This is a genomic window from Promicromonospora sukumoe 327MFSha3.1 (assembly GCF_000385135.1).
In the GTDB taxonomy this organism is placed as follows: Bacteria; Actinomycetota; Actinomycetes; order Actinomycetales; family Cellulomonadaceae; genus Promicromonospora; species Promicromonospora sukumoe_B.
This window is the reverse complement of sequence record NZ_ARQM01000010.1, coordinates 109,799-135,143: the sequence shown is the minus strand read 5'-3', so window position 1 is coordinate 135,143 and position 25,345 is coordinate 109,799. Positions and strand designations below refer to the sequence as shown.

23 protein-coding genes are annotated in these 25,345 nt (G+C 73.3%); 8 read left to right on the top strand and 15 right to left on the bottom strand.

The features are described from left to right. Positions 1-124: 124 nt before the first annotated feature. Both H291_RS0104275 and H291_RS0104270 read right to left on the bottom strand, forming a co-directional pair. Positions 125-2,026: a right-handed parallel beta-helix repeat-containing protein gene (locus H291_RS0104275; RefSeq protein ID WP_051109377.1), complete on the bottom strand. Its 1,902-nt coding sequence runs from the start codon at positions 2,024-2,026 to the stop codon at positions 125-127. 79 nt (positions 2,027-2,105) lie between these two features. Further along, positions 2,106-4,535: a glycoside hydrolase family 95 protein gene (locus H291_RS0104270; protein ID WP_020013739.1), complete on the bottom strand. Its 2,430-nt coding sequence runs from the start codon at positions 4,533-4,535 to the stop codon at positions 2,106-2,108. A gap of 209 nt (positions 4,536-4,744) precedes the next feature. Here H291_RS0104270 and H291_RS0104265 point away from each other — a divergent pair, with 209 nt between their 5' ends. Beyond that, entirely contained in the window at positions 4,745-5,461 is a 717-nt protein-coding gene (locus H291_RS0104265; RefSeq protein WP_020013738.1) for an AMIN-like domain-containing (lipo)protein, read from the top strand. A 42-nt stretch (positions 5,462-5,503) separates the two neighbouring features. Here the strand turns inward: H291_RS0104265 and H291_RS0104260 are convergent, their stop codons facing one another. The 3 genes from H291_RS0104260 to murA form a co-directional block, all read right to left on the bottom strand. After that, entirely contained in the window at positions 5,504-6,553 is a 1,050-nt protein-coding gene (locus H291_RS0104260) for an NAD(P)H-dependent glycerol-3-phosphate dehydrogenase (RefSeq protein WP_020013737.1), read from the bottom strand. Then, positions 6,550-7,305, bottom strand: coding sequence for a lysophospholipid acyltransferase family protein (locus tag H291_RS0104255; RefSeq protein WP_026365382.1), 756 nt, complete (start codon positions 7,303-7,305; stop codon positions 6,550-6,552). Before H291_RS0104255 ends, H291_RS0104260 begins: the two co-directional genes overlap by 4 nt. A gap of 121 nt (positions 7,306-7,426) precedes the next feature. After that, on the bottom strand, positions 7,427-8,743 hold the full coding sequence (gene murA, locus H291_RS0104250) for a UDP-N-acetylglucosamine 1-carboxyvinyltransferase (RefSeq protein ID WP_020013735.1): 1,317 nt from the start codon (positions 8,741-8,743) through the stop codon (positions 7,427-7,429). A 306-nt stretch (positions 8,744-9,049) separates the two neighbouring features. On the opposite strand from murA, the gene H291_RS0104245 reads away from it, so the two are divergent. Beyond that, entirely contained in the window at positions 9,050-10,432 is a 1,383-nt protein-coding gene (locus H291_RS0104245) for an MFS transporter (protein ID WP_020013734.1), read from the top strand. Positions 10,433-10,510: 78 nt separating this feature from the next. On the opposite strand, the gene H291_RS0104240 is transcribed toward H291_RS0104245, so the two are convergent. From H291_RS0104240 to H291_RS0104230, 3 genes are read right to left on the bottom strand one after another with little or no spacing between them, the layout of a single operon-like run. Continuing rightward, positions 10,511-11,434, bottom strand: coding sequence for an ABC transporter permease subunit (locus H291_RS0104240; protein ID WP_020013733.1), 924 nt, complete (start codon positions 11,432-11,434; stop codon positions 10,511-10,513). Beyond that, on the bottom strand, positions 11,431-12,471 hold the full coding sequence (locus H291_RS0104235) for an ABC transporter ATP-binding protein (protein ID WP_020013732.1): 1,041 nt from the start codon (positions 12,469-12,471) through the stop codon (positions 11,431-11,433). Before H291_RS0104235 ends, H291_RS0104240 begins: the two co-directional genes overlap by 4 nt. Then, entirely contained in the window at positions 12,468-13,634 is a 1,167-nt protein-coding gene (locus H291_RS0104230; RefSeq protein ID WP_020013731.1) for a LolA family protein, read from the bottom strand. Before H291_RS0104230 ends, H291_RS0104235 begins: the two co-directional genes overlap by 4 nt. 186 nt (positions 13,635-13,820) lie before the next feature. On the opposite strand from H291_RS0104230, the gene H291_RS0104225 reads away from it, so the two are divergent. The 4 genes from H291_RS0104225 (at position 13,821) to H291_RS0104210 (ending at position 18,121) form a co-directional block, all read left to right on the top strand. Further along, positions 13,821-14,507 (top strand): response regulator transcription factor, encoded by a 687-nt coding sequence (locus tag H291_RS0104225; RefSeq protein WP_033326055.1) that lies wholly within the window; start codon positions 13,821-13,823, stop codon positions 14,505-14,507. Next, positions 14,504-15,940, top strand: a complete 1,437-nt coding sequence (locus H291_RS0104220; RefSeq protein WP_020013729.1) for a sensor histidine kinase — start codon at positions 14,504-14,506, stop codon at positions 15,938-15,940. The genes H291_RS0104225 and H291_RS0104220 overlap by 4 nt, the downstream gene beginning before the upstream one ends. 75 nt (positions 15,941-16,015) lie before the next feature. Next, the gene (locus tag H291_RS0104215) at positions 16,016-16,762 is read left to right on the top strand and encodes a sulfite exporter TauE/SafE family protein (RefSeq protein WP_020013728.1); all 747 of its coding nucleotides are present in this window, start codon (positions 16,016-16,018) and stop codon (positions 16,760-16,762) included. Between the two features lie 123 nt (positions 16,763-16,885). Continuing rightward, positions 16,886-18,121 (top strand): hypothetical protein, encoded by a 1,236-nt coding sequence (locus H291_RS0104210; protein ID WP_020013727.1) that lies wholly within the window; start codon positions 16,886-16,888, stop codon positions 18,119-18,121. Between the two features lie 47 nt (positions 18,122-18,168). Here the strand turns inward: H291_RS0104210 and H291_RS28630 are convergent, their stop codons facing one another. Then, complete coding sequence (locus H291_RS28630; protein WP_020013726.1) at positions 18,169-19,146, bottom strand: hypothetical protein; 978 nt, start codon at positions 19,144-19,146, stop codon at positions 18,169-18,171. 358 nt (positions 19,147-19,504) lie between these two features. Here H291_RS28630 and H291_RS28625 point away from each other — a divergent pair, with 358 nt between their 5' ends. Further along, positions 19,505-20,128, top strand: coding sequence for a TetR/AcrR family transcriptional regulator C-terminal domain-containing protein (locus tag H291_RS28625; RefSeq protein WP_020013725.1), 624 nt, complete (start codon positions 19,505-19,507; stop codon positions 20,126-20,128). A gap of 50 nt (positions 20,129-20,178) precedes the next feature. Here H291_RS28625 and H291_RS32245 read toward each other — a convergent pair whose 3' ends face one another. Then, on the bottom strand, positions 20,179-20,898 hold the full coding sequence (locus H291_RS32245; protein WP_020013724.1) for a DUF3592 domain-containing protein: 720 nt from the start codon (positions 20,896-20,898) through the stop codon (positions 20,179-20,181). Between the two features lie 81 nt (positions 20,899-20,979). Then, a complete protein-coding gene (locus tag H291_RS0104190; protein ID WP_020013723.1) occupies positions 20,980-21,300 on the bottom strand; it encodes a DUF5808 domain-containing protein in 321 nt (106 codons plus the stop codon). A gap of 149 nt (positions 21,301-21,449) precedes the next feature. On the opposite strand from H291_RS0104190, the gene H291_RS0104185 reads away from it, so the two are divergent. Further along, positions 21,450-21,893: a hypothetical protein gene (locus H291_RS0104185; RefSeq protein WP_020013722.1), complete on the top strand. Its 444-nt coding sequence runs from the start codon at positions 21,450-21,452 to the stop codon at positions 21,891-21,893. Positions 21,894-21,929: 36 nt separating this feature from the next. Here H291_RS0104185 and H291_RS0104180 read toward each other — a convergent pair whose 3' ends face one another. The 4 genes from H291_RS0104180 to H291_RS0104160 form a co-directional block, all read right to left on the bottom strand. Continuing rightward, positions 21,930-22,844: an aminoglycoside phosphotransferase family protein gene (locus H291_RS0104180; RefSeq protein ID WP_020013721.1), complete on the bottom strand. Its 915-nt coding sequence runs from the start codon at positions 22,842-22,844 to the stop codon at positions 21,930-21,932. Positions 22,845-22,876: 32 nt separating this feature from the next. After that, the gene (locus tag H291_RS34435; protein ID WP_232215988.1) at positions 22,877-24,118 is read right to left on the bottom strand and encodes an NUDIX hydrolase; all 1,242 of its coding nucleotides are present in this window, start codon (positions 24,116-24,118) and stop codon (positions 22,877-22,879) included. A gap of 76 nt (positions 24,119-24,194) precedes the next feature. Then, the gene (locus H291_RS0104165; RefSeq protein WP_020013719.1) at positions 24,195-24,848 is read right to left on the bottom strand and encodes a phosphotransferase-like protein; all 654 of its coding nucleotides are present in this window, start codon (positions 24,846-24,848) and stop codon (positions 24,195-24,197) included. Position 24,849: 1 nt separating this feature from the next. After that, positions 24,850-25,290 (bottom strand): SRPBCC family protein, encoded by a 441-nt coding sequence (locus H291_RS0104160; RefSeq protein WP_020013718.1) that lies wholly within the window; start codon positions 25,288-25,290, stop codon positions 24,850-24,852. Positions 25,291-25,345 lie beyond the last annotated feature (55 nt).

Sequence of the window (25,345 nt, the reverse complement as noted above, 5' to 3'; positions counted from 1 at the left end):
CCGCTGGTCGAGCTTGTCGAGACCGGGTGAGGTCTCGACAAGCTCGGCCAGCGAAGGCTCGACCAGCGGGGCAGGCTCGACCAGCGAAGCTCGACCAGCGCTTACGGCTCGGTCAGCGGGTCGGTCAGGACTCCGGGACCGGGTACGGGAACGCGTCCGTCACGCCGATGAGGTCGTACTCCATCTTGCTGGCGTCGAAGTCGGCCTCCCAGTTGCCGTTGGTCACCTCGTTGCACTGGTACGACTGGTACGACTGGTCGGTCGTCTCGCCCACCTCGATGTTGCTGAACGAGAACGCACAGCCGCCCGCGTCCATGTGGATGCCCCGGGTGCCGCTGTCGGGCATCTCGCCCACCGGGTCGGGGATGACGTCGCCGATGACCATCTGGTCCACCGTGTTCTGCACCGGGTACGGGTCCTGGTTGTCGACGCCGTAGGTGTAGAAGGCGCCCATGTCGCCGGAGTCGAGGCCGGCCTCGTCGATCTGGATGTATCGGAAGGTGTTGTGGTCGGTGTACTGGTCGCCGTCCACCACCTCGGGCCGGGACTCCAGGCTGATGCCGTACCGGGCGGAGTGCCGCACGTTCACGTGCTCGACGAGGTTGTCGCCGGTGCCCATGAGCTCGATGCCCGCCGCGTCGCCGGGGACGAGCTCGCCGACGTGGTGGATGTAGAGGTTGCGGAAGGTGTGGTGGTGCGAGATGTCGCCCTCGCCCGGCCAGCCGCCCTCGACCTTGATGCCGTCGGCGCCGAGGTTCTCCAGGAGGGAGTCCTCGACGGTCAGGTTGTCGTTGGCGAACAGCGCGTAGACGCCCATGAAGCCGGTGTCCCGGATGTGCATGCCGGTGAGCGTGATGTCGCTCGTGTTCTCCAGCGTGACGGCGCCGAACCGGTTGCGCGGCATCTCGATCTGCCGGTCGTACTCCGGGTACTTGTGCTCCTCGCCGGAGTCGCCCGCGCTGATCCAGCCCGAGCGGTACCAGCTGACGAAGTCGGAGTACTGGATGCCGATGCCGTCGAACGTGATGTCGTGGGCCTTGTCGTCGGGCGTGGCCCCCTTGACGTCGATCACCTTCGTGACCGTGGGCTTCATGATCGTGACGGCGTCGATGTCGCCCCGCGGCTTGTAGTACAGCTCGCCGGCCTCACGGTCGATGTAGTACTCGCCCGCCTGGTCCAGGAACGGCAGCGCGTTCTGGATGAAGTAGCGCGACCCGCTGCGGCTGTTCACCAGGGCGTAGCGCGCCCAGTGGTCGAGCGTGGCGAACCCCTTGCGGTAGTCCGCGCCGCCGATCGGCACGATGTCGGTGAACCAGCTCCACGAGCCGCCCGACCACAGCGTGACCTGCGCGTCCTTGAGCGGGTTGCTCTCGGGGGTGTCGTCCCAGGCCGGGTCCCAGTCGCCGTCCTGCCAGTACAGCCACTGGTGCACGGCCTCCTTCTCGGGCTCACCGAGCCGCGAGAACAGGTACGGGCCCTGGGTGTCGTCCGAGCCGCGGTTGGGGTAGCGCGCCAGCTCGGAGCGCTCGCCGTCCTCGAAGAGCGTGTAGAACTGCTCGTCGGGGTCGACCTGGGTCTTGTAGATGCCGTCCTGGTACTCCTCCCAGCCGGTCACCTCCTCGGCGCCCACGAGGTTGGCCTTGCCCGGGCCGTCGCTGCTGCGGTAGACGACCTGGTGCCCGCCGGCGCCCGAGTCCTTCTCCGTGAACGCGATGGTCTCCGTGACGGGGTAGTCGCCCGCCGCGAGGTTCACCGTGATGTCGCAGCGCTGACGGCGCTCCTTGTTCAGGCCCGCCTCCTGGATGTGCGCGCGGGCCCGGTCGACCGTCCTGAACGGGTCCTTGGCCGTGCCCCTGCCCTCGTCGTCGCCCGTCGGGGACACATAGAGCTGCTGGCACTTCGCGGACGTCGCCGCGACCGCGGCGTCGGCGAGCCGGTCGAGCGCGACCCCGCCGCCTCCCGCGGCGGCGACCAGGCTCAGCGCGGCGACCGCCACGGTGCTGGTCTGAATCCAATTCCTGGACATCTGTGTCCTTTCGTGGGTGCGGTTCTTGCGGGTGGTTCGGTGAGGTGGGTCGTGGGTGCCGGTGGGCCGGCGGGCCTGCTCAGGCCGTCGGTTCGACGACGTACGTGGCCCCGCGGCGCGTCCGGAAGACGGCGAGGCCCTCCTCGGGCCGCTCGACGTCGACCGGGCCGCCGGGGCCGGAGACCCGGACCGGGCCCTGCGTGCGCAGCCGGATCGTGTTGCCCGCCAGCGACTGCACGCGGGCGGACCGCAGGGCGCCGTCCCGCCAGGTCAGGGCGAGCTCGAACGCGCCGCGCGTGCGCAGGCCGCGCACCTTCCCCTCCGGGAAGGCCGCCGGCAGGCACGGCAGCAGCCAGACCTCGCCGGAGTGGCTCTGCACGAGGGTCTCGTTGATCGCCGAGGTGCCCCCGAAGTTGCCGTCGATCTGGAACGGCGGGTGCAGGTCGAACAGGTTCGGCGCGGTGCGGCCGGGCGAGAGGAGCTGCTTCAGGTGGGTGTAGACGCCGTCCCGCTGGAGCAGCCGGGCGCGGATGTTCATCTTCCAGGCGAGCGACCAGCCCGCCGTGACCGCGGGACCGCGCAGCTCGAGCGACCGGTTCGCCGCCGCGGCCAGCTCGGGCGTGCGGCGCGGCGTGATCTGGTCGCTGGGGAACACGCCCCAGAGGTGCGAGACGTGCCGGCTGGTCTCCTGCGCGGCCTCCTCCCAGTCGATCAGCCACTCCTGGACCTGCCCCAGGAAGCCGATCTGGTTGGGCGGCAGCTGCTCGCGCGCGGCCAGCGCCTGCGCGGCCATCTCGCGGTCCTGGCCGAGCACCTCGGACGCCCGGTCGAACGCCGTGAACAGGTCCCGCAGGATCTGCATGTCCATGGTCGGGCCCGCGCACATGCTCACGCCCACGTCGTCGATGTCGTGGTGCTTGAGCTCGGGCGAGTGCGACGGGCTGGTCACCAGGTAGCCGGTCGCGGCGTCCTGCACGAGGGTGTCGAGGAAGAACTCGACCGACCCGCGCAGCACCGGGAAGTACTCCCGCAGCACGTCGAGGTCGCCGGTGTACTCGTAGTGTTCCCAGAACAGCAGCGAGAGCCAGGCGCCGCCGGTGGGCCAGACGCCGTAGTACGCGAAGTCCACGGGAGCCGACCCGCGCCACAGGTCGGTGTTGTGGTGCGCCACCCAGCCCTTCGCGCCCCACATCTTCTGCGCCGTCCGGGCGCCGGACTCGGCCAGCTCCTCGATCATCGCGAAGAGCGGCTGCCAGCACTCGGCGAGGTTCGCCGGGCCGGCGGGCCAGTAGTTCATCTGGCAGTTGATGTTCAGGGTGTACTTCGACTGCCACGGCGGCAGCATCTGGTCGTTCCACAGGCCCTGCAGGTTGGCGGGCTGGCCCGGCGTCCGCGAGCTGGAGATCAGCAGGTACCGCCCGAACTGGTAGTAAAGCGCCGCGAGCTGCGGGTCCTGGCCGTCGCGGAAGGCGGCGACCCGCTGGTCGGTCGGCAGGTCGACGGACGCCGAGGTGCCCAGGTCGATGTCCACCCGGCCGAACATCTCCTGGTGGTCGCGCACGTGGGCGCGCCGCAGGATGCCGTACCCGTGGTCCGGCGTCTTCTCCAACGGGGCGAGGGCCGCCGCGAGGTGGTCGCCGCCGACGTCGAGATAGTTGCGGTGGCTGGTGCCGATGGAGACGACCAGCGTGACGGCGTCGGCGCCCCGCACGTGCAGGCCGACGTCGTCGCAGGTCACGGTGCCGCCCTCGGGCAGGGCACGGGCCAGGCTGACGAAGCGCACCTTGCCCTCCAGGCCCTCGGCCTCGCCGCTGACGCCCTCCAGGGCGAGCGTGCGGGCGTCGTGCGCGTACGTCGACGTCTCCTGGAGCGACTGGTAGCCGGCGTCGAACGAGATCCCGCCCCGCTCGCTCGCGGTCAGCCGCACGACGATCACCTGGTGGGCGTGGCTGCCGAACACCTCGCGGGTGTGGCGCACGCCGTCGGCCACGAACGTGGTGGTCGTGATCGCGGTGCTCAGGTCGAGCGACCGCCGGTAGTCCGTGACGTCGTCGGTCAGGCCGGGAAAGGTCAGGAGCAGGTCGCCGACCGGCTGGTACTGCATCTGCTCCGTGGGGCGGCCCATGAACCGCTCGTCGGCGAGGTTCTGGGCCTCCAGCCACTTCTCCTCGCTGATCAGCCGGCGGATCTCCGGCAGGGCCTCGTGCCCGAGCGGGTCGGCGTAGTCGTGCGGGCCGCCGGCCCAGACCGTGTCCTCGTTGAGCATGAGCTTCTCGGCCGCGACGCCGCCGAACACCATGGCGCCGAGCCGGCCGTTGCCGACGGCCAGCGCCTGCAGCCACTCCTCGGCCGGGGCGGTGTACCAGAGCCGCATCGGGTTCGTGTCGGGGGCCTCGGGCTCCTCGGCGGGGTCGGCGGCCGCCACCGCCGGGGCGTGCCCGGCGAGCGCGAACGCGCCCGCCGTCAGGCCGGTGGTGCGCAGGAGATCTCTTCGCGTGATCGGATTCATCGAGCGACTCCTTTGTCCTCTTGGTCAGCACGGGCGGCACGGCCAGCACTTCGCCATCACCGTTGAACGACGCGGGGCTAAATGTAGTACGTCACATGTATCACAAGTCAAGAGTGCAGAGTCAGGAAGTGTGGTCAGGAGTACTGGGTGGTCAAGAAGTGGCCGATCCGTGACCCCACCGTCGGCGGACCTGCACCTACGCTGGGAACATGGGACGAGCCGGACACCGAACCGCCCTGACCACCAGCGCTCTGGCCACCACTGCGATCGCCGCGTGCGCGGCGCTGCTCCTGGCCGGATGCACGAGCGCGCAGGGACCCGGAGGCGACGAGTCCGCACCGGCGCCGATCGCCTCGGGGCCCGGCGCGTCCCAGGAACCGTCGGAATCAGCGGGCGCGGGCGACGGCGCGAGCGAGCCCGCCGAGCCGGAGCCCGAACCCGCGGCCTCGGCCACGGAGACCGCCTCGGGCCCGGCCTTCGCCGCGAACACGGAGCCCGACACCGCGGAGCCCTCCGGCGCGGGGAACACGTTCCTGAGCGTCACGGACGTGCGGGTCGCCACGCACGACGGCTACGACCGGGTCGTCTTCGACCTGGACGGCACGGGCAGCGGCAAGCCGGGCTGGCGCGTCGAGTACGTGGACCAGGCCGTCGACGACGGCTCCGGGGACACCGTGCGCGTGGCCGGCGACGCGATCCTGCGGGTGTCGATCTCGGGCACCGCCACCCCGATGGACAGCGGCGTCGACGAGTTCTCGGGCGACCGCATCGAGCCCGCGGACACGGAGGCGATCGACGAGATCGTGTACCGCTACTGGTTCGAGGGGTACACGACGGCGTTCCTCGGCGTGGACGGGGCCGAGCGCCCGTTCCGGGCGTTCCTGCTGGAGGACCCGATGCGCGTGGTGGTCGACGTCCAGCACTGACCTCCCCACGTGTCGCTGCCCAGGGCGGGGGCCGAGCAGAACCTAGCCCGCGACCTCCGACTTCTGGGGCCGCGCCAGCAGCGCCGCCGCGAGCTCGGAGAGCGGCAGCCGGCCCGCCAGCACCTCGACGACGCCCGCGGTGATCGGCATCTCGACGTCGTGCGCGCGGGCGAGCTCCAGCACCGACTCGGACGACTTGACGCCCTCGGCCGTGCCGCCGGTGGCCTTGATCGCCTCGGCGAGGGTGAGGCCCTCACCCACGTGCTTGCCGAGCCGGTGGTTGCGCGACAGCGGCGACGCGCACGTCGCCATCAGGTCGCCCATGCCGGCCAGGCCGGAGAACGTGGCGGCGTCGGCGCCCAGCGCGAGGCCGAGGCGCGTGATCTCCACCAGGCCGCGCGTGATGAGCGTGGCCAGCGTGTTCCAGCCGAGGCCCTGCCCCTGCGCCATGCCGGCGGCCAGGGCGATGATGTTCTTCACCGCGCCGCAGAGCTCCACGCCCACCACGTCGGTGTTCGTGTACGGGCGGAAATAACCGGTCGAGCAGGCGGAGGCCACGAGCTGGGCCGTCGCCTCGCTGCGGGAGGCGACCACGGTCGCCGTCGGCTGCCGCTCGGCGATCTCGGGCGCCAGGTTCGGCCCGGAGACGACGGCGACGCGCTCGTCGGGCAGCTCCAGCACCTCGGCCATGACCTGGGTCATGCGCTTGTCCGTGCCGAGCTCGACGCCCTTCATCAGGGAGACGACGACGGCGCCCGGCGCCGCCACCTCGTGCACCAGGTGCTTCATCGACTCCAGCGTGGCGCGGGCCACCTGGGACGGCACGGAGACGACCACGATCGACGCGTCGCGCAGGGCGACCGCCGGGTCCGTGGTGCCGTGCATCGCGGGCAGCTGCACGCCCGGCAGGTACTTCTCGTTGCGGTGCGTGCGGTCGACGGCGTCGAGCACGGCGACGTCGCGGCCCCACAGGGTGACGTCGCAGCCGGCGTCGGCCAGCACCATCGCGAACGTGGTGCCCATGGATCCGGCGCCGAGCACGGCGACGCGGGGCCGCCCCGGGGTGGCCTGGGTCTGGGTCGCTTCGCTCACGGGCGCTCCACCGGGGGGTAGTTCGTCATCTTGGCCTCGTAGTCAGGGTGCTTGCGCAGGTCGAACCGGGGCTTCGGAGCCTTCTCGCCGCGGATCTGCTCCAGCTCGGCGCTGATCGCGTCCATGATGCGGGAGGTGGCCTCGCGGAGCGTCGCGGTGTCCTGCGGCCGGTCGTAGAGGTCGCTCAGGTCGACGGGCGGGCCGGTCTGGATGGTCACCTTCTTGCGCGGGAACGGCTTGGGCAGCCGGCCGTACCGCGGCAGGATGTCGGTGACGCCCCACTGCGCGACCGGGAGCACGGGCAGACGCGTCGTCAGCGCGATGCGGGCCACGCCGGTCTTGCCCTCCATGGGCCAGTAGTCGGGGTCGCGCGTCAGGGTGCCCTCGGGCAGGATCGCGACGCAGGCGCCGTCGCCGAGCTGGCTCGCGGCGTCCTTCAGCGACTCGGCGGACTTCGCGGAGTCCCGGTCCACCGGGATCATCTTGGTGCCGCGCAGGGCCCATCCCGTCAGCGGCGAGTCGAACAGTCCGCGCTTGGCCAGGATGCGGGGCTCGCGGCCCATGTCGAAGAGGTAGTGCGCCAGCGTCAGCGCGTCGAGCTCGGTGACGTGGTTGGCCGCGGCGATGAACCCGCCCTTGGCCGGGAAGTTCTCGCCGCCCTTCCACTCGTACTTGCACAGCGCGAACATGAGGTTCCGCACGAGGAACGCTACGAAGCGATACATGCGCGACTCGGGGCGTGGGATGGACACGGCCGAAAGGATACTCGGCCCAGCCCGCCTCCCTGGCCGGGTGGGGCCGAACGTAGGCCTGGTCGCCTCATGAGTCCTCATGAGGCGACCAGGCCTACGTTCGCCGGCAAGGTCCGCCTGGTCAGCCGCGGACGACCTCGGCGCCCAGGGCCTCCAGCTTGTCCTGGAAGTTCTCGTAGCCGCGGTCGATCAGGCCGATGCCGCGCACCGTCGACTGCCCCTTGGCGGCCAGGGCCGCGATGAGGTGGGAGAACCCGCCGCGCAGGTCCGGCACCTCGATGTCGGCCGCGGACAGCGGCGTCGGGCCGGAGACGACGGCGGAGTGGTGGAAGTTGCGCTGGCCGAACCGGCAGTCGCGACCGCCCAGGCACTCCTTGTAGACCTGGATCGTGGCGCCCATCTTGCGCAGGGCGTCGGTGAAGCCGAACCGGTTCTCGTAGACGGTCTCGTGCACGATCGACAGGCCGGTGGCCTGCGTGAGCGCGACGACGAGCGGCTGCTGCCAGTCCGTCATGAAGCCGGGGTGGACGTCGGTCTCCAGCACGATCGACTTGAGGTCGCCGCCGGCGTGCCAGAAGCGGATGCCGTCGTCCTGCACCTCGAAGCGGCCGCCGACCTTCCGGAAGGTGTTGAGGAAGGTCATCATCTCGGGCTGCGTGGCGCCCTTGACGGTGATGTCGCCGCCCGTGGCCAGGGCCGCGGAGGCCCAGGAGGCGGTCTCGATGCGGTCGTTCAGGGCCGTGTGCGTGTAGCCCTCGAGGCGGTCGACGCCCTCGATGCGGATCACGCGGTCGGTGTCGACCGAGATGATCGCGCCCATCTTCTGCAGCACCGCGATGAGGTCCATGATCTCGGGCTCGATCGCCGCGCCCGAGAGCTCGGTGATGCCGTCCGCGCGGACCGCCGTCAGCAGGGTCTGCTCGGTGGCGCCCACCGACGGGTAGGGCAGCGAGATCTTGGTGCCCTGCAGGCGCCGCGGGGCGCGCAGGTGGATGCCGTTGGGCCGCTTGTCCACGACGGCGCCGAACTGGCGCAGGATGTCGAGGTGGTAGTTGATCGGCCGGTCGCCGATGCGGCAGCCGCCCAGGTCCGGGATGAACGCCTCGCCGAGGCGGTGCAGCAGCGGCCCGCAGAACAGGATCGGGATACGGCTGGAGCCGGCGTGCGCGTCGATGTCGGCCACGTGGGCGGACTCGACGTTGGACGGGTCGAGGTCCAGGATGCCGGCGTCGGTGTCGTACTTGACGTTCACGCCGTGCAGGTCCAGGAGCCCCGAGACGACCTTGACGTCACGGATCTGCGGGACGTTCCGCAGCACGCTCGGGGTCTCCCCCAGCAGAGAAGCCACCATGGACTTCGACACGAAGTTCTTTGCGCCTCGAACGGTGATGGTCCCGTTGAGCGGGTTGCCGCCGTTCACATACAGCAGATCGTTCATATCCTCGTCGTCGTCTCGTTCGTTCCGATGATGGATTTCCGATGGCGGAGCCTCCGGGGGCGCCCGGTCGATCCTGCCCCTCACCGCCGGTCGTGCCAACACGGCAACCAGTGGGAGTATTCACCGTTCACCACACCTTCACTCGCGACGCACCAGGCCGCAGTTCGACACGCCGTGTGTGCACATCGCTCGCGCATGACGGGTCCGCGACGGGCGCTTGCCGACGGCCGCAGCCTACGTCAAGACCCCATCCGTATCGCGAGACGCCCTTCCCGGATGGCGGACGACGCGCCTAATCTCGCGAGCATGAGCACCTCCGCAGCACCGACCGCCGGGACCCCCGGCGGCGGGGAGAGCACAGCGCCGGCCGGGAATCCCCGCGGCCGCGTCGTCGTCGCCTCCCTCATCGGTACCTCCATCGAGTTCTATGACTTCTACATCTACGCGACCGCGGCCTCGCTGGTCTTCCCCGCGCTGTTCTTCCCGAACGCCGAGGACCCGACCACGCAGCTCCTGTCGTCCTTCGCCGTCTTCGGCGTCGCCTTCGTGGCGCGGCCGGTCGGCTCGGTCCTGTTCGGGCACTTCGGTGACCGGATCGGCCGCAAGGCGACGCTGGTCGCGTCGCTGCTCACGATGGGTATCGCGACGGTCCTGATCGGTCTCATCCCCGCGGCGTCGACCCCCGGCTGGGCCCTCGCGGCCCCCGCGGTGCTCGTGCTGTGCCGGTTCTGCCAGGGCCTCGGCCTCGGCGGCGAGTGGAGCGGCGCCGCCCTGCTGGCCACGGAGAACGCACCCGAGGGCAAGCGCGCCATCTACGGCACGTTCCCGCAGCTCGGCGCGCCCATCGGCTTCATCCTCGCCAACACGGTGTTCATCGCCCTGTCGACGTCGCTCACGCCCGAGCAGTTCGCGGCCTGGGGCTGGCGCATCCCGTTCATCGCCTCGGCGGTGCTCGTGATCGTGGGCCTGTGGGTGCGGCTCTCGCTGCTGGAGACCCCGGCGTTCCGCAAGGTGCTCGCGGCCGAGGCCGTCAGCAAGGTGCCGGTGGCCCGCGTGTTCCGCACGTCGTGGAGGCAGATCATCTCGGGCACGTTCATCATGCTCGCCACGTACGTGCTGTTCTACCTGATGACGACGTTCACGCTGAACTACGGCGTGGCGGTCGCCGAGCCGACCGACGGCTCCCCCGCCGGCCTCGGCTACGAGAAGATCGACTTCCTCTGGATGCTGATCATCGGCGTCGTGTTCTTCGGTATCTTCACGCTCGCGTCCGGGCCGATGGCGGAGAGGTTCGGCCGCCGCAAGCACCTCATCTGGGTCACGGTGGCGATCATCGTGTTCGGTGCCCTGTTCGTGCCGCTGTTCGCCGCGGGCGACATCGGCGTGCAGACCCTGCTGATCCTCGGCTTCACGCTCATGGGCCTCACGTTCGGCCCGATGGCGGCCGTGCTGCCCGAGCTGTTCCCGGCCAACGTCCGGTACACGGGCTCCGGCATCGCGTACAACCTGTCGTCGGTGCTCGGCGCCGCCGTGGCCCCGTTCATCGCCGTGTGGCTGTGGGCCAAGGGCGACGGCTCGCCGGTGCTCGTGGGCGTCTACCTCTCCGCGATGGCCGTGATCACGCTGGTCGCGCTGCTCCTGACGCGCGAGACGCGCGACATCGACTACGCGGACAACGTCGGGGACTGATCCCCGCTGCCCGACGCCGTCGCGCGCCTTCTGTACGGGAGGCGCGCGGCGGCGTCTCGCTTTTCTCGGCCGTCCTGCTCAGCCGTCGCGGGTGGTGATGCGGGCGTAGGCCAGGGACATGCCGATCACGAGGTAGCACAGCGACCGGAACGCGCCCTCGGCCAGGCCGTCGAACGCGAGCGGGTCCCGGATCAGGTCGGCGAGGCTCGCCAGCGACGTCGGCAGCAGGTACGGGTGCAGCCAGTCCAGCGCCGAGATCTGCAGCAGCACGCCGGACACGATGAGCCCGCCCAGCACGCTCACCACCACGAGCATCGGGTGCTCGGTCGACGCCGAGATCGCGAGCGCCACCGCGCCGACCGCCATCAGGTACACCGTGGCCCAGGCGACGGCGATGGCGAGGCGCCACAGCACGTCCCCGACGGAGAGCTGGGTGCCCGACATCGACACCAGGCCATCGGTCCCGGACAGGACGAGCCCGGTGACCAGGCCGGACGTCGCGACCAGCGTGGCCGCGACCAGCGCGACGACGAGCACGCCCACGGCCTTGACCAACAGCAGCCGGCCCCGGGCGACGGGCGCCAGCAGCCAGCCGCGCAGCGCGCCGGTGGACTGCTCGCCGGCCAGCGCGTCGCCGCTCGCCATGGCGACGGTGAGCGGCAGCAGGAGCATCAGGAGCGTCATCAGCGAGCCCAGCGGCAGCACGAACGCGCTGCTGGCCATGGTCACGAAGATGGGCGGCCCCTCACCCGGGCCGCCACCGCCCGGGCCGGGTCCGGCGGTCGGGTCGGGTGCCGCCGCGCCGTCGAACGTCAGGTCGACGGCGATGCCGGTGATCACCGGCAGCACGGTGAGCAGCGCGAGCACGACCAGGGTGCGCGGCCGCCGGAAGATCCAGCGCAGCTCCGAGCGCAGCAGGCGGCCGAGCGGCGCGCGGCGGCGGGCGGGCAGGACGCCGTCGGGGTCGAGGCTCGGGCTCGTGGCGAGGTCCGGGGCGGTCATCGGTCGGCCCCCGCTCCGGCACGTTCGCCGGCTCGTTCGCTCGCAGGTTCCCTGGCTCCGGTGCCGGCGCCGACGTCGTGGGTGAGCCGCGCGAAGACCTCCTCCAGCCCGGTGCGCTCCCGCCGGGCCTCGTCCACGCCGACTCCTGCACCCACCAGCACCTCGATCACCGTGGCCGGCGGCGTCGTCGACAGGTCCACGCGGACGCCGTCCGGGGCGAGCCGGGCGGGGACGCGGCGGTCACGCAGCACGTCCACGGCCCGGGCGCCGTCGGGCGTGGAGACGAGCAGCGCCGGGCTGCCGGACTCCAGCAGGTCGTCCAGCGCGCCCTGCGCGACGACGACGCCCTCGTTGAGCACGACCACGTGGGTGCACGTGGCCTCGACCTCGGCCAGGAGGTGCGAGGACACGAGCACCGTCACGCCGCCGGCGTGCAGCTCCGCGATGATCCGGCGGATCTCCTGCGTACCGGCCGGGTCGAGGCCGTTCGTCGGTTCGTCGAGCACCACGAGCCGACGCGGCACCAGCAGCGCCGAGGCGAGCCCCAGGCGCTGCTTCATGCCGAGCGAGTAGGCACGGTACTTGCGCCGGGCGGCGTCCGCGAGGCCGACCCGCTCCAGCGCGGCCGACACCGCGCCGTCCAGCGCCCGCCCGGACAGGAAGGGCTCCGCGGCAGCGAAGCGCAGCAGGTTCTCGCGGCCCGACAGGAACGGGTGGAACCCCGGGCTCTCCACCAGGGCGCCGACGTGCGGGAGCACGCGGTCGGCCGCCCCCGGCACGGGCGCCCCGAGCAGCTCGATCTCACCCTCGGTCGGCTGCACGAGCCCGAGCAGCATCCGGATCGTCGTCGTCTTGCCGGAGCCGTTCGGGCCCAGCATCCCGACCACGGCGCCCTCGGGCACCTCCAGGTCGACGCCGTCGACGGCGACCGTGCCGCGGTAGACCTTGCGCAGCCCGCGGGTGCGGGCTGCGAGGGCGGTGCGGGCGGCGGTGCCGGTCTCCGGGCCGGTGTCCGGTGCCCCGCCGCCTGCGGTCACTGCTGGTCCAGGGCGTCGACGAGCACCTGCTGGGGCACCGCGCCGACCGCGACCCGGCCGTCGTCGGTCACGATCGCGCCGCCGACCGTGATCTGCACGTGGGTCCCGGTGCCGAAGTCGCCGGACACCGGCTGCCCGATCTGGGCCAGTGTCCCGGCCAGGTCCTGCCCGCCGCCGAACGCTCCCTCGGGCATCCCGGCGGGCATGTCGGACGGCATGTCGGACGGCATGTCGGACGGCATGTCAGTGGGCATCTCCGTGGGCATCTCGGCGATCACCACGGTGTCCCAGCCGTCGCCGACCGTCGTCGTGCCGTGCTCGGCCATGCGCTCGGCTGCCTTGTCCTTGCCGGCACCGTTCTTGCCGGCACCGTCCGTCCCGGCGCGGTGCCCCGCGGCGTCGCCCACGTCGGGGGTCTCGACCTTCGTGCCCTGCGGCGGCGTGAAGTCGAACAGCGCCGGGTCCTGCGCGCCGAGGTCGAGCGCGACGAACCCGAGCGAGAGCACGGGCTCGGACCGGCCGTTGGCGTACACGTCGAACGCGAGCGGCATGCGGGTCTGCTCGTCGATCGCCACGGTGACCTCGCGCAGCAGCGTCTTCTCCGTCGGCTTGGGCGTCAGCACGAGCTCGTACGCGGCGCGGCCGGCGACGCGTGCCGTCCCGTCCACGGTGATCTCGCTGGTGGGCCGGAGCTGCTCGATGATCTCGGCGGCAGCCTGCGCGGGGTCCGCGAGCTGGGCCTCGGCGTGCTTCCGGGCGGCCGCGGCGTCGGCGTCGTCCCAGGTGACGTGCTTCGCCGTGCGCTCCTGCGAGTCGTAGGCCCAGGCCTCGTCGGGGTTCTTCACGAACGTCACCTCGGACGTCGGCTTCTCGACCTGGACCCGGGCGCTCTCCTGGCCGTCGTGGAACACCCGCGCCGACTCGAAGTCGAGGTCCTCCGTGCCGGGCAGGGCGGGCAGCCCGAGCTCGTTGCTCACCTCGGCCTCGCCGGAGAACGCCTGCGGCTCGGCCGCCAGGGCCGAGGCGACCAGGGCCTCCGGTTCGATCGCGGGGAGCACCGGATCGTCGTCCGCGCCCGCGGGCAGGGTGGTCAGCGCCAGGCCCGCGAGCCCCACGGTGATACCCGACCCCGCGGCGACCAGCGCCTTCGTGCTCGGCCTCATGTCAGCTCCTTCGCTCCCGTGGACCGTGCCCGGCCCCGTCGTGCGTGACGTCGTGCGTGAAGTCGTGCCTGACTTCTTCCACCATGCGCCCTCCCGGCTGAGAGCGCGCTGAGAGTCATCGCGCAGGTGGCCCGGCGCGGCCCGTCGGCGCACCCGCGCGGCCGGCCGTGCGGCATGCTGGCAGGCATGAGGCCGCAGATCCTCGTGGTGGACGACGAGCCCGGCGTGCGCAAGGCGCTGGACCGCGGCCTGCGCGCGGAGGGCATGGACGTCGCCCTCGCGGCCGACGGGCCGACGGCGCTGCGGCTGGCCCGCACGGGTTCGTTCGACGCGATCCTGCTGGACATCATGATCCCCGGGTTGTCCGGCTACCGCGTGCTGCAGGAGCTGCGTGCCGCCGGGGTCACCACGCCGGTGCTGCTCGTCTCGGCCAAGGACGGCGAGGTCGACCAGGCCGATGGCCTGGACCTCGGCGCCGACGGCTACCTGGTCAAGCCCTTCTCGTTCGTGGTGCTGCTCGCGCAGGTGCGCGCCCTGCTGCGCCGGACAGCGGCGGGCGCCGCCCGGACCCGCATCCTGATCGGGCCGCTGACGGTGGACCGCGCCTCGCGCACCGTGCGGTACGACGATGTCGGCGTCCCGCTGAGCCCGCGCGAGTACAAGCTCCTGGAGGCGCTGGCCTCGCGGCCGGGCACCGTGTGGACCAAGCAGGAGCTGCTGACCGAGGTCTGGGGCGACGAGCAGGCCGCGACCCGGAACGTCGTCGAGGTGTACGTGGGCTACCTGCGCCGCAAGCTGGCCGCCGTCGGCGCCGGGGACCTGGTGCGGACCGTCCGGGGGCACGGGTACCAGCTCGGGGACGCGCTCCGGTGAGCGGGCTGTCGGGCGCGCAGTCGGGCGGGCCGCCGAGCGCGCCGCCGGGCGCGCCGTCGGGCGGGCGCTGGTCCGGGGTGTCGCTGCGGCTGCGGATCACGCTGCTCGCCACGGCGGTCACGCTGGCCTGCCTGCTGGGCCTGGCGACGGCGGCCGGCCGGGGCCTGGGCCCCGTCCTGACGGACGCCGTGGACGACGAGCTGCACGTGGCGCTGACCACGGCGGCCGGCGACGTCGCGGCGGGCCGGACGCCGGACTCCCCCGACGGGCTGGAGGTGCGCGTGCTGGACACCGCGGGGGACGCCGTCAGGCCGGACCCGGCGGCCGGGGAGGGCCCGGCGACGTCCGCGGCACCGGCCCTGACGCGGGAACAGGTGCGCGCCCTGAAGGCCGGTACCCCCGTCACCGCGGGCGACGCGCAGCCGGTGCGCTGGCACGGTGTGGTCACCACGGCGCCCGACGGCAGCCAGCGCCTCGTCGTCGCGGGTACGGGGCTGGTGGGGCAGGCCGCCGCCAAGGCGTCGGGCGGTCGGTGGCTGCTGGTGACCGCGCTGGTCGGGTCGCTGGTGGCCGGGGTCGCGATCTGGTTCGCCGTCGGCTCCGCGCTGGCGCCGGTCGCGCGCATGCGGGACTCGGTGCGCCGGCTCGCGCCCGGCGCCCGCGTGGCGGTGCCCGGCGGCGCGGCGCGCGAGCTGCACGCCCTGGCCGACGACTTCAACGTGCTGCTGGACCGCCAGGACGCCACCGCCGAGCGGCTGCGCCGGTTCACGGGCGACGCCGCGCACGAGCTGCGCTCCCCCGTCGCGTCGATCCGCGTGCAGTCCGAGGTCGCCGTCGCCAGCCCCGACCCGCGGCTCTCGCAGGAGGTGCACGCCGACGTCCTGGCCGACGCCGAGCGGCTGTCCGCGCTGCTCGACGGCCTGCTGGCGCTGGCCCGGTCGGACGCCGGCGAGCTGCCGCCCGCGGAGTCGATCGACCTGGTCGACGCGGTGCGGTCGGCGGTGGCGCGGGCCGAGGCCCAGCCGGAGGCGGGGCGGGCGGGCAGTGGGCCCGTGCCGGTCGTCGTCAACGCCCTGACCGACCGGGCCTGGGCGGCCGCGGCGCACACCGAGACCGAGCTGGTGCTCGACAACCTGCTGCGCAACGCCGCCCGGTATACCCGCACGCGGGTGGTGGTGACGGTCCTCGCGCAGCGGTCCACGGTGCGCGTGCTGGTCGACGACGACGGACCCGGCGTGCCCCCGGAGCACCGGGCCAAGGTGTTCGACCGGTTCTACCGGGTTTCGGACGACCGCGCACGGACCTCGGGCGGCGCGGGGCTGGGGCTGGCGCTGGTCGCCGAGCTGGTCCGGCGCCGGGGCGGCGAGGTCGCCGTCGGCGAGTCGCCCGACGGCGGCGCGCGGTTCACGGTGGTGTGGCCCCGGGCAGTGTGACCGAAGCCGGCGAGCCTGCCGGAGGGTGATATTCCTCGCACCGGCACCGCCCCTGATCAGGGTTAGCGTGACGGGGTGGAGACGACGGCCCTGATCGCAGCGTGCGTGGCCGTCGTCCTCGGGGCCGGGCTGCAGCGCATCGCCGGGATGGGTGTCGGCATGGTGGCCGCGCCGGTGCTGACCGTGTTCCTGGGCGCCTCGGTGGGCGTGCTGGTGAGCAACGTCGCCGCGATCGTCACGGCCCTGCTCATCCTGCGCGCGCTGCGCGACGGCGTGGAATGGCGGCGCGTCGTGACGATCCTGCCGCTGATGCTGGTGGGCTCGGTGCTCGGCGCGCTCACGGTCCGCGAGGCCGACCCGGCCTGGCTCGACGTGATCGTGGGCGGGTCGGTGCTGCTCGCGCTGGGCGCCTCGGCGATCCTGCGGCGCCGCGTGCGGATCCAGGGCCGCTCGGTGGCCGTCGCCACGGGGCTGGCGGCGGGGTTCATGAACACCACATCGGGCGTCGCCGCACCCGCCTGGACCGCGTACGCGCTGGCCACCCGCTGGGACCACCGGTCGTTCGCGGCGACGATGCAGCCGCTGCTCGTGGTCATGAACGCCATGTCGGTGGCGACCAAGCTGGGCTTCGGCGCCATCCCGTCCGGCTTCGCCCCGGCGTGGTGGGTGTGGCCGGTGCTGCTGGCGGCGGTGCTGGCCGGTGTGGCGGCCGGCAACTTCCTGGCCCTGCGGATCTCGACCCGGGCGGCGTCCCGGACGGCCCTCACGGTCGCGACGGCGGGCGCCGTGACGGCCCTGGCCCGGGGCCTCCTCACGCTCTGACGGCGCTCTCGCCGACCGCTGTCCGAGGGACCCGCCCCGCCCGTGTCAGACGTACGGATCACCCGGGTGACCTGTGTGTCTGACACGGGCGGGAGTGTCAGTGGTGTCCGGGATACTGACCGCGTGATCCGAATCGTCCGCTCCCTCGCCGTGGGTTTCGCCCTCGCGTGCCTCCTCCTGATCGGCCTCCGCCTCGACCACGGCGCCCCGGGCTGGTGGCTGCCCGTGGCCCTCGTCGTGAGCACCCTCGCTGTCGCGCTGACGTCGATGGCGACCGCGCTCCTGGGGATCGGCGGGACCAGCGCGCTGCGGACCACGCCGCCGGTCGACGTCGTGGTCACCGCCGAGCGCGAGGGGCGGCTGCACCTGGCCAAGGTGCTGGACATCTCGTCGACGGGCACCGAGATCAACGACGACCCCGTGGCCGAGCTGCGGCTCGCCGTCGACTCCCGGACCCGCACGAGGTACACGACCACCACGCGTGCGCTGATCGACCGGACGCGGCTGCCGCAGTTCCAGCCGGGCGCCGTTGTCGTAGTGCTGCAGGAGAAGGCGGACGCCCCCGGCGTGACCCTGCTCCAGTCGCCGCCGCAGTCCTGGCGGGAGAAGGCCGCACGGGCAGCCGCGGACGACCGGGTCGCCCGGATGGACGAGCCGCCCGAGTGGGCCGCGCCCGTGCCCGCCGGCCGAGACGCGCGCGGCCTCGTGAAGATCCCGGTCGCCGTGCTCGCCCTGCTGGTGCTCGTGGGGTTCGCCGCCCGGCTCTACCCCGTGCGCGAGGACATCACGGCGGTGCTCACCGGCACCCCGCTCCTGGAGGTCTCCGCCGCCCAGGAGCGGCGCGTCGAGCAGGCGGCCAGCACCCTGGACCCGGCGCGCGCCCAGGAGGTGGTCGACGCGTTCGTCGCCGAGGCCGGGCACAGCGGGTTCCTGAGCGTGGGGCTCGGCAGCACGACCGCCACCGCGACGATGCCGGCGGAGCCGGGCTCCGACCACACGGACGAGCTCTGGTGGTCGCGCGGCGACATCACGCGGCACGAGCCGTCATCGATCCAGCCGCGCGACGACGAGCTGCCGCTCGAACCCTTCGACGCCGCCGACGTCGACTGGGGCGCGCTCCAGGAGCTCGCGGAGCGGCTGCCGCAGCAGGCGGGCTTCGAGCCGGAGGACCTGGTCACCGTCCAGGTCCGGGTGCCGACGTCCGCGTTCGACGACGCCGGCCTGCCCTACGAGATCATCGTCTGGGGCTCCGGCCCGTACGACGACGCCTCGGTGACCTACGACCCCGACGGCGAGGTCGTCGACATGTACGGCGGGGCGAAGGGGTCCGAGATCGCGACGTGGGAGGCCGAGCACTGACGACGGCGGGGCTGGTCGGCGTCGGGGCTGGTCGACGGCGGGGCTGGTCAGCGGCGCAGGCGCCGGTCGACGAGCAGCAGTCCGATGACCGTCAGCGCGATGATCACCACGAGACCGACCCGGTCCACGGTGGTGTGCGCCATGATCACCAGGCCGCCCACCGAGTGGGCCACGAGCGCCCCGCCGATCAGGGCGAGCGTGTGCCGCGGCGTCCAGGCCGGGGAGGACGCCGTCCGCGTCAGGTAGCGGTAGCAGGCCACGACGCCGACCGCGGTGACCGCCATCGGGATCAGTACCGTCAGGCCCTCGGTGAACGCCGGCTGCTCGGCCCCGAACACCGGGAACGAGAGCCCGAAGAAGACCAGGGTCGCCAGGCCGGACGCCGCGGCGAGGAAGCCGAGGGACGGGACCGCCGCCGTACCGGCTGGGTCCGCCGCGCGCCCGCGCGTGGCCGGCACGACGAACAGGGCGACGACCCCGAGCGCGAGCACGACCACCACCACGCCGAGCACGAACGCGGGCGGCGCCTGGTAGCCGGGGTCCTCCGAGAGCGTCACCGTGCGGAGCAGCCCCACACCGAGCACCGCGATGACGGCGGCGACGACCGTCCCCGGCACGCCGAGGTAGGGCCGGCCCCGGTGCGCGGGGAAGAGCAGGTTGGTCAGCGCGATCGGGATGCAGACCGTGAACACGGCGTGGTAGATCGCGTTCGCCTCGAGGTACGGCAGGTTGACGCCGAGCACGCGGGCGCCCCACGACGCGGCGTCGTACAGGTGCGGGCTGGTCAGCGCCTGCAGGCCGATCCCGTCCTCGACGAGCTCGTAGGCCAGGGCGAGCAGCAGGATGCTCGGCCAGCCGCGCCCGCGCCGCGCGACGAGCTCGCGGATCAGCAGCACGCCCGCGCCGTAGACCGGCATCCAGAGCAGCACCAGCCACGCCATCCGGACCGGCGTCGACCCCAGGGCGAGCTCGGCGATCAGCGGGGTGAGCACCACGAGCGTCCAGGCGGCGCCGCGGTTCCGCACGCGCGGCGCGCGGGCGGGACTCGTCGGGACCTCACCCGCCTGTACCGAACCCTCCCGTACCGAACCCGCTTCCGCCGAACCCGTCTGCGCTGAACCTGCCGGTGCTGAACCTGCCGGTGCTGAACCCGCGTGCGCGGCGTCCTGCCCCGCCGGTCCCGCCTCGGTCCCGGACGGTGCGTGCTCGTTCGTCATCACTGCTCCCCCTGACGGCGTCCCCGCCATGTGTCGCTTCCCGGTCCTGTCGCCCCGGTCCCTGTTGCTGCCCGCTTCTTGTTGCTTCCCGGTCGGCTGCTTCCCGATCGGCTGCTTATCACTGATAAGTATCACTGATAAGGAGCGTCCTGGCTAGAGTCGGCCCATGCCGCGTACCCGCCCCGGACTCGACCGCCCGACGATCGTCGCCGCGGCCATCGAGACGCTGGACGAGCGCGGCCTCGACGGGCTGTCCAGCCACAACGTGGCGCGCCGGCTCGGCGTGCAGCAGCCCGCGCTGTACCACCACTTCCGCAACAAGGCCGAGCTGCTGAACGCCGTCGCGGCCGAGGTGCTCGACCGCCGGCACACCGACCGGCTGCCCGGCCCCGACGAGAGCTGGGACGCGTTCCTGCTGCGCAACGCCCGCAGCCTGCGCCGCGCCATGCTCTCCGTGCGCGACGGCGCCCGACTGATCGCCTCGACCGGGCCGCGGGCCCCGAACCTCGCCAACTCGGTCGCCCAGGTCGCCCACCTGGAGGCGCAGGGGTTCACCGGGCCGGACGCCGTCCTGGCGTTCATCGCCGTCTCCCGGTACACGATCGGGGCGACCCTCGAGGAGCAGACGACGCCCGGCGGGCAGCCGGTCCTGGCCGACGACGCCGGCGCCGTCGAGGGTGCCGACCGGCTCGCGCAGGCCGTCCGGGCCGTCGTCGAGCTGGGCCCGGAGCACGAGTTCGAGGCCGGTCTCACCGCCCTCGTGCGCGGCCTGGCGCCGCGGGACGGCTGAGGCCGGGGCTATCGGACGGCGGGGACGCGATCCGGACGGCCGGATGGCGGTCAGACCGCGAGCTCGTCCGGCCCTCGCGCCGGCTCGGGCTCCGCGGGCGGCTCGACGAGCGCCCGGGCGGGCCTGTCGGCGTCGTACCGGAGGCCCACCTGGTCGCCGACGGCGTGCGCGGCGCCCCACGTGATCTCGGTGAGCGTCTGCTCGCCCGCGAACGGGTGCCGCCAGCGGACCGTCGTCGCCGTGCGGGGCCGGCCGTTGTAGACCATCTTGCCGGCCGGCCGGACCTCGGTGACCGTACCCGTGGCGCGCTCGCCGGTCCGGGCCAGCCGCTCGCGGGCGGCCTTCCGCAGCCAGACGCGCAGCACCGGGATGCCCGCTCCCGCGAGCGCCAGGGCGACCAGCCCGAAGATGGTCTCGAGCCAGTACCCGTAGCTCGCTTCGAGGCGCGCCTCGCCCGGGTCGGCGGGGTCGTACAGGACCGTGACGTCCTCGCCGACGTCGTACCGGGGCGGGTTGGTGCCGGTGCGGTCGGTGAGCTCGTACTCCCGGCCGCCCACGTCGTACGCCACGACCGCGTGGTACGTGTAGCGCGCGGAGCCGTTGTCGCTGCTGCTGTACTGCTCGTCGAGCCCGATGACGACGCCGTCGGCCGGCCGGGCGTCGGCCAGGAAGGCCGCGGTGCGCACCGCGAGGAAGCCCGCGACCGTGCCGAAGACCGCCGCCATGACCAGCAGTCCGACGGCGACGAGGAGCAGGGCGCGAGACCTCATCCGGGCATCGAACCACAGGCCGTCCGGGCACGCGAAGCCGTGCGCACAGCCCTGCGCCCGGCCCGCGTGCGGGCCGCAGGACTAGACGTCGAGCCGGCTGCGGACCATCGCCACGACCTTGCCCACGTTGACCGCCCAGCCGACGCCGAAGACGCGCGGCCCGATCACGTGCTCGGCCTCGGGGTCCCAGAGCCGCTCCTTGGCACGCTCGAGCGTGGGGAACCGGAAGTCGTACGGCACCACGGCCGCCACCTTGCCGTTCCACGTGCGCTCTTCCTCCGGGAGGCGCAGCTCCTTGACGACCGCAGCGACCGCGAGGCCGATGGTCACGAGGGTGACGAGCCGCTTCAGGCCGCCTCCGCGGTGCTTGTCCTGGCCGCTGCCCGACTTGCTGGAGCCCACGACGTCCTCCGGTCCTCACGGCACCGCCCCTGATCGCGGTGCCTGTCGCCACCATCCTGGGCCACCCTGCGGGAGGTCGCGAACGCAGCAGGGGGCGATCCCGGACGGGTTTGGCGGGGTGTCGGAGGCGGGTGGCATGCTCGGTGCCCATGGGCTTGATCACCGACTACTTCATCGCCGGCTCCGACACCGAGGCGGCGCGGTTCCTCGACGACGGCGTCTACGGCGCCGGGCTCGACCAGGACGACCGGCACGAGGCCAAGGGCATCGACCCCTTCGTCATGCTCGGCACCCTCGAGGCGGAGCTGACCGAGCTGCCGTACGCCGAGATCTCCGGGGACCCGACGCCGCCGGTGGGCCTGCGCGAGAGCGGCGCGTCCGGCATCGTGCGGGTGCGCGGCACGCTCACCACCGCCCTCGCCGACCTGGCCCCGGGCCGCGTGCCCGAGGTCGCCGCGGCCTGGGGCCGCACCGAGGAGTTCGGGCCGGACGCGGACGAGGAGGCGGTCGCGGAGTTCCTGCGCGGCGTGTCGGGGCTGGCGCGGCGCGCGATGGTGCAGGGGCGGGAGATGTACTGCTGGTTCTCCGTGTGACCAGCGCGGCAGACGGCGCAGACGGCGCAGCCGGGCTCAGCGCAGCGCGTCGAGCAGGCGGGCACACCGCGGCGGGTCCTGCGTGAGGCCGTGCTCCAGCCCCCACAGCAGGTAGTCGGTGATGCGCCAGACCGCCCACGCCCGGGCCAGGCCGGCGTCGAGCCCGGCGGCGTCCACGAGCACGTCGAGCCAGCGCGGGATGTCCCGGTCGGACATCTCGTCGGCCCGGTGCCAGAGCACGTTCACCGCCGTCCGCTCGGCGTCGCCGCGCCGCAGCACCGGGTCGACGACGCACCACCGGCCGTCGCCGTCCCGCAGCACCTGGTCGAAGTGCAGGTCGGCGTTCACGGCGACCGGGTCCCGGTCGCCGGCGAGGATCACGGCCGCGGCGTCCGCCGCACGGTCGAGGACTCCCCCGTCGAACGGCCGGTCCAGGCGCTCCCAGACGGGTCGCTGCAGCGGGGTCAGCGTCGCGACGTCGTCCGCCGTGTGCCCGACGCCGGCCGCGACGTCGTCGCCCGCCGGGACCGCGAGGCGGCGCGCGATCCGGCCGATCTCGGGGATCGCGACGGCCAGGGGCTCACCGGTGAGGGCGCGGTCCGGGTCGAGCCGGTCCAGCAGGAGCGCGCCGGCCGCGGGGTCGGCCTCGAGCTCCGCCACGACGCCGTGGCCGCGCCAGAACTCCAGCGCCGTCGAGAGCGCCGCGACGTCGTCGTCCGGGGGCGTCAGGCGCAGCGCGGCTGGCTGCGTGGCGGACTGAGCGGACGGCTGCGCGGCGGGCTGCGGGGTGGACTGACGAGCGCGGCGGACGGGGACGACCAGGGCGTTCGACCCGTGCCGGGGTGGCCCGTCGACCGTGAGGTGCCAGCGGGCGCACCAGTCGTCCACGAGGCGCGGGAGGTCGGCCAGCCACCGCTGCTCCGCCGTCGTGGCGGTCCACCAGCGCGGCATCGCGAGGAAGGACGCGGGAACCTCGATCGCGCTCAGGAGTCCTCCGCCACGGCGCTCTCCGCAACCAGATCCTCCGCCACGGTGTCCTCCGCCACGGTGTCCTCGGCCTCTGCGAGCAGCGCGTGCCGGTTGGTCCGGACGAACGCCTTGAGCGCGGCGGGCACCAGGTCGAGGCCGGCCAGTGCGGCGTCGTCGCGCAGGTCCACGCGCTCCACCTCGTAGGTGCCCCGGGTCGGTTCCTGGAACTCCGGGCCGGACCGCAGCGCCAGGTCCAGCGACGTCAGGCGCGCCAGGAAGTAGTGGTGCACCGCGACGCCCGCGTCCTTGGGCTGGGAGGTCAGGAACACCTGCCGGACGACGTCCGCCGTGGCGCCCAGCTCCTCCAGCAGCTCGCGGCGCAGGCCGGCCTCCACCGAGGCGTCCTCCGGCTCGACGCGGCCGCCGGGCGTCACCCAGTACGGCGCGCGGCCCCGGACGGTGCGCTTGATGAGCACCAGCCGGCCCGCGTCGTCGAGCAGGACCGCGCGCGCCGACCGGCTCACGACCGTCGGCGGGATGGTCCGGGTCGCATGGATCTCGTCCACCACGGGCGCCTGGCGCAGGTATCCCTCGAACAGCGGGCCGCCGGCGGCGTCGAGGGTGGCCCGCGCGACGTCCACCATGGCCTGGTCGTCGTGCCGCGCCGCCACCCAGCGGGCGGCGTAGCCGAGGTCCCACGTGCGCAGCTCGCGCAGCAGCCACTTGCCGCCGCCGTCCCACCGCCCGGCCGCCGCCAGGGCGAGGTGCCCCACCCGCTCCCACAGCACGGAGCGCACCACGTCGGCCTCGCCGCCGTCGCGCGCGTAGGCGAGGTCGTCCAGCAGGTCGGTCACGACGTACCGGGCGTCCTCCAGCGCGGCGTCGGACGCCGGACCGGGGCCGGCGTCAAGCAGCGCGCGGCACTCGGCCTGCAGGTCGTCGACGGCGCCCGCGGGCCCGGCCACGAGCACGCCCGTGGCGATCATCCGCGCCAGCGTCGGCTTGCGCCGCGCCGTCTCCGTGGTGATGAACCAGCGGTGCCCGGCCTCGGTGTTCACGAACAGCTCGACCGGCCAGCCGCGCCAGCGCAGCGCGTCCCGGTGCCCGACGGCGTCGTCCGGCAGGCACACGACGATGTCGAGGTCCGAACCCGCGGTCCGGGAGCCCGGGTCGAGGACGCTGCCGGCGAGCAGCGCCCACCGGGCCTCCGGGTAACGGTCGGCCACCAGGGCAGCAGCGTCAGCTCGCGGGTCCACGCCCGTCATCCTTGCGCACGGCGCGCGGCCGGAACACCCGTTTTCGTGAAGTAAGGCGGCGGTACGCCAGGAGCGATCAGGCGCCCGCGGCGTGGCCGGTCTCGATCGCGGGGTAGAACTCGACCAGCCAGTCCCAGAGCGCGTCCGCCACCTGCTCGGCGTCCCGCCCGGTGGTCTCGATGACCAGGTCGGGGTCCGGCGACTGGGGCGGCTGGCGGTTGTGGAACAGCGAGAGCCCCGCCGGGTGCTCGTGGCGACGCTGCCGGTCCTCGAGGTCGCCGTCGGCCGTCCTGAGCTCGACGATCGCGACCGCCGCCGCGCCCTCCCTGGCCAGCTCGGCGAGCCGCGCCTCGAGATCCTGGTTGGCCTCCGGCTCGAACGCCTGCCCGTCCACGATCACGCCCTGGCCGGCGCGCAGCATCGCCACGACGGCGACGTTCATCGCGCCGAGCATCCGCATGCCGTCCGCGCCCGTGCGGATGCGGCGGACGCCGGGCTCGACGGCCTCGTAGCGAAAGCCCAGGTCGGAGTGCCGGGCGCCCGGCAGCCCGCCGCCCCAGTGGTCGGGGATCATCCGGAACAGCTCGTCGAGGCCGAACCGCAGCAGGGGCCGCTCCGCGCGGTCCTGGACCGCCGTCGTCAGGGTCGACTTCCCGGCGGCCGAGGGGCCGTTGATGACCAGGCACAGGGGCGGCGCTGCCTGGTGCGCAGCTGTCTGGTGCGCGCCCATGTCAGCCCACCACCGTTCGGCGCCGGACCCGGGTCACGATGCTCCTGGTCGCGAGCTTGTGGAAGCCCGAGTCGATCACGAGCAGCCGGTACACCGCCCCGAGCACCCCGGGGAAGGTCGCGTCGGTGTGCGCCTCGAGCCGCGTGCCTCCGTCGTCGGGCAGCAGGGCGAACGTGAGCGTGTAGACCGAGAACCGGTGGACGCCGTCGAGCACGAGTCGCGCCGGCGGGTCCGCGTCCGTGACGTGGAAGCCGGGCACCACCGAGCCCGCCGTCAGCGGGCGCGGGCCCAGGTGCCGCTGGTCGCGGCAGCCGATCAGGCGGACGTAGAAGGCCGGGAGCCCGAGCACCTCGACCTGGTCCAGGACGGCCTGCCAGACCGTGTCGGGCGAGGCGTCGATCAACGTCGAGCGCACGTCACGGTACCGCCGGGGTCCGACCATGCCCGGACCCTACCCGTAGCCGTGCCCGGACTCGTGCCCGGACCCGGAGAAAAGC